Below are 3,811 nucleotides of genomic sequence, written 5' to 3' on the forward strand. Positions count from 1 at the left end.
TGGTAATGGGTAATTGGTAATGGATAGAGAAACATTATTAATGGCATTAATGGACAAAGGACAACTAACAACTGACAACTAACAACTGACAACTGACAACTGACTAATAACTTTCATAAAAGCGGCAGGACTTACAGGGTCCTGCTGGGTTAACAGCACAACGAATAATTTCCGAAAGAGCATTATAGTTACAAGTAGCATCACCAATAACCCAACGTCCCTCTACTAAAGTTTTTTCTTCCGGCCTTTGAGCTATTTGTACGTAAATAGCGATATTGTTTAATATATAGCGTCCACCTTGAAGCTGATATCTATGACGACGCTCTAAGACTGCATAGGTTTTACCAGCAAAATCTAAATAATTTCCTGGTTGAGGTGTCCAATCAAGCTGTAATTTACCAAGAGATTGACGCGGATGTGTTAAAATTACCTCTGTGGGTAGGAAATTTAGCTCCATAATATGTTATCTGATTTACTTATTGAGCATATTATCACTAATTAGGATGTTTTTGCTAGAATTTAGGTCTTATCTCAATCAGATTAAGCGTAATTTCTTTAAATTATATAGGTAATCTATGTTTATAGACTATGTAGTATTTGAGCCTAATTTGACAAATATCTGAATAATTTAGATAGATTATTGATGATGGGTATTGTAGATAACTGTCGGGAAAATCATGATTAGTTTACATATCTTTACAAGTTGGCATTTATAGCAGAGGGTGGTTTAGGTAAACACTTGATGTCTATGTTGCTGATTATGACTGAATCAGAGGGATATTGGTAGATAAATTGTCCAAAGTGTCTATTACATTGTTTAAAGTTATGTAGCCTTTTGCTTACAAGCTATCAAGCCCTGGGGTAAACTATGCCTTGATTATGATTTTGTCATTCATTCTAGAAGAACACCCAAGAGGAGAAGTTTTTCAATGTCTCATACCGTAAAAATCTACGACACCTGTATTGGCTGTACACAATGCGTCCGCGCTTGCCCCACTGACGTACTGGAAATGGTTCCTTGGGACGGCTGTAAAGCTGCTCAAGTGGCTGCGTCTCCCCGCACTGAAGACTGTGTAGGTTGTAAGCGGTGTGAAACTGCTTGCCCCACCGACTTTTTGAGCATTCGCGTTTATTTAGGCGCTGAAACAACTCGCAGTATGGGCTTGGCTTACTAGGAATTGCAAATTTCTACAATTTCTAAATTCTTGGTAGTTTAGTGTTGGGGAGTGAGAAGGAGGAAAATATTGAGATTCTTCCCTCATTCCTCAACATTTTTGTTGTTCTTTGTCAGTTGTCAGTTGTCAGTGGTCAGTTGTCCGTTGTCCGTTGTAAAAGGTGAATTACCCATTACCCATTACCAATTACCAATTACCAATTACCAATTACCCATTCCCAATTACCAATTACCCATTCCCAATTACCCATTCCCAATTACCCATTACTCATTACTAATTTGCTTTTATCTGCTAAAGTGGCTGAACTATCCTAGCAACTATACTTAAAATTTAATCATCCTGTAATTGGAGTGGTTTAAGCAATGTGTGGAATAGTTGGATATATAGGCACTCAGGCAGCGACAAATATTTTACTGGCTGGTCTGGAGAAGTTAGAATATAGGGGTTACGACTCGGCAGGAATTGCCACTATTTTGGAAGGTGACGTGCATTGTGTACGGGCTAAGGGTAAATTACTCAACTTGCGTTCTAAACTGGAACAAATCGAAAATCCTGCCCAAATTGGTATTGGTCACACTCGCTGGGCAACTCATGGTAAACCAGAAGAGTACAATGCTCATCCTCATTTAGATACGGCTCTGCGGGTAGCGGTAGTGCAAAATGGCATTATTGAGAATTATCGAGAGTTACGGGAACAATTAAAGGCTTTAGGTCACACATTCCGTTCGGAAACAGATACAGAAGTAATTCCCCATTTGATTGCTGAATGTTTAAAGCATTATTCTGATAATCATAGTTCTGCTTCTGTGTTGTTAGATGCAGTGCATAAAGCTGTAAGTAAATTAGAGGGGGCTTATGCGATCGCTGTGATTTCTGCTGACTACCCTGATGAAATGATTGTAGTTCGTCAACAAGCGCCTTTAGTGATTGGTTTTGGCCAAGGTGAATTTTTCTGTGCTTCAGATACCCCGGCAATTGTTCCCCATACCCGCGCTGTATTGCCCCTAGAAAACGGGGAAATCGCTCGTTTGACTCCTTTAGGGGTGGAGGTGTATAACTTCGCTGGACATCGCTTGAAAAAGCATCCTCGCACCCTGAACTGGAATCCTATGATGGTGGAAAAGCAGGGATTCAAACATTTTATGCTCAAGGAAATTTATGAGCAACCGGGGGTAGTACGGGATTGTTTGGAGGCTTATTTTTCTACGGAAGAGAGAGAAAATACTGATCAATCACCAGTAAATTTTGGTTTAAGCAGCGAATTTTACGCAGATATAGAACAGATTCAGATTGTAGCTTGTGGTACAAGTTGGCACGCGGCACTAGTGGGTAAATACTTATTAGAGCAATTGGCAGAAATTCCCACTCAGGTACAATATGCTTCTGAATTTCGGTATGCACCATCACCGCTAACGCCTAATACTCTAACTATTGGCGTAACTCAGTCAGGAGAAACTGCTGATACTTTGGCGGCTTTGTCTATGGAAAAGGAAAGAAGACAGGGAAAAGAGGCTAAGTATCAAGCGCGACTTTTAGGAATCACGAATCGCCCGGAGAGCAGTTTGGGTAATATGGTTGCAAATATTATCAATACCCATGGGGGAATTGAAATTGGTGTGGCCGCGACGAAAACTTTTGTAGCGCAATTGATGGCTTTTTATGCTTTGGCGCTAGATTTAGCTTATCGTCGTCATCAAATTAGTGATTTGAGATTTGAGGAAATTCTCACGGGTTTACGGGAATTACCAGGGGAAATTGAAGCGATTTTAGAAACTCAAGAACGTTATATTGAACATTTGGTACATGATTTTTCAGAAACGAAAGATTTTATCTTTATTGGCAGAGGAATTAATTTTCCCATTGCGTTAGAAGGGGCTTTAAAATTAAAGGAAATTAGCTATATTCATGCGGAGGGTTATCCTGCGGGGGAAATGAAACATGGACCAATTGCGTTATTAGATGCTAAAGTTCCTGTGGTAGCGATCGCTGTTCCTGGTAATGTTTATGAAAAGGTGATTTCTAATGCTCAAGAAGCAAAAGCCAGAGATTCCCGATTAATTGGGGTAACATCTGTGAAAGATGATGAAGTGACGGAAATTTTTAATGATTTAATTCCGGTTCCCCAAGTGGAAGAAATTCTCTCTCCTATTCTCACAGTCATACCGTTGCAATTATTAGCTTATCATATTGCGGCCCGGCGAGGTTTAGATGTAGATCAACCGAGAAATTTGGCTAAGTCAGTGACAGTTGAATAACTGATATTTTCCAGATTTTGTAAGTAAATAAGTAATAATTAGGTGGTTATTTCCCACCTAATTAACACAATGAAATTTTTTCGCTCAGGTAATGTATATTATATCATGTCCGCCCAATCACTTATAATCTAAGTAGGTGAACGGAAAAAAACGAAAGTAGAAATAATAAATGTATTTTTGCGCTAATATGTGATTTTTTAGCCTCAGTTCTCTTTCTTGTTTCCGTAATTTCCCTGTGTGACAGCTAAGGGTGGGGAATGTGGGTTGTATTGTCTTTTCCCAATTACCAATTACCCATTACCAGCCTCAACAGATATGATACAGCACTTCCCGGTGTTATGAGGTACATATCTAGCGGGCAAGATGCCCGCACCACAAGAG

The 3,811-nt window shown here is 39.5% G+C and carries 3 protein-coding genes; 2 read left to right on the top strand and 1 reads right to left on the bottom strand.

Annotated elements, in window-relative coordinates; all coding sequences use genetic code 11:
- Positions 1-103 precede the first annotated feature (103 nt).
- On the bottom strand, positions 104-457 hold the full coding sequence (locus ACIR131C_RS0105465) for a DUF6464 family protein (RefSeq protein ID WP_028089383.1): 354 nt from the start codon (positions 455-457) through the stop codon (positions 104-106).
- A 472-nt stretch (positions 458-929) separates the two neighbouring features.
- Here ACIR131C_RS0105465 and psaC point away from each other — a divergent pair, with 472 nt between their 5' ends.
- Positions 930-1,175, top strand: coding sequence for a photosystem I iron-sulfur center protein PsaC (gene psaC, locus ACIR131C_RS0105470; RefSeq protein ID WP_015080270.1), 246 nt, complete (start codon positions 930-932; stop codon positions 1,173-1,175).
- Between the two features lie 362 nt (positions 1,176-1,537).
- Positions 1,538-3,430, top strand: coding sequence for a glutamine--fructose-6-phosphate transaminase (isomerizing) (gene glmS / locus ACIR131C_RS0105475; protein WP_028089384.1), 1,893 nt, complete (start codon positions 1,538-1,540; stop codon positions 3,428-3,430).
- Positions 3,431-3,811: the final 381 nt, after the last annotated feature.

This window comes from Dolichospermum circinale AWQC131C, from assembly GCF_000426905.1.
Classification (GTDB): domain Bacteria; phylum Cyanobacteriota; class Cyanobacteriia; order Cyanobacteriales; family Nostocaceae; genus Dolichospermum; species Dolichospermum circinale.

What these genes read in the sequence shown, in the direction of transcription:
- ACIR131C_RS0105465 (WP_028089383.1), bottom strand. Translation starts at nt 457, where the DNA reads ATGGAGCTAAATTTCCTACCCACAGAGGTAATTTTAACACATCCGCGT.
- psaC (WP_015080270.1), top strand. Translation starts at nt 930, where the DNA reads ATGTCTCATACCGTAAAAATCTACGACACCTGTATTGGCTGTACACAA.
- glmS (WP_028089384.1), top strand. Translation starts at nt 1,538, where the DNA reads ATGTGTGGAATAGTTGGATATATAGGCACTCAGGCAGCGACAAATATT.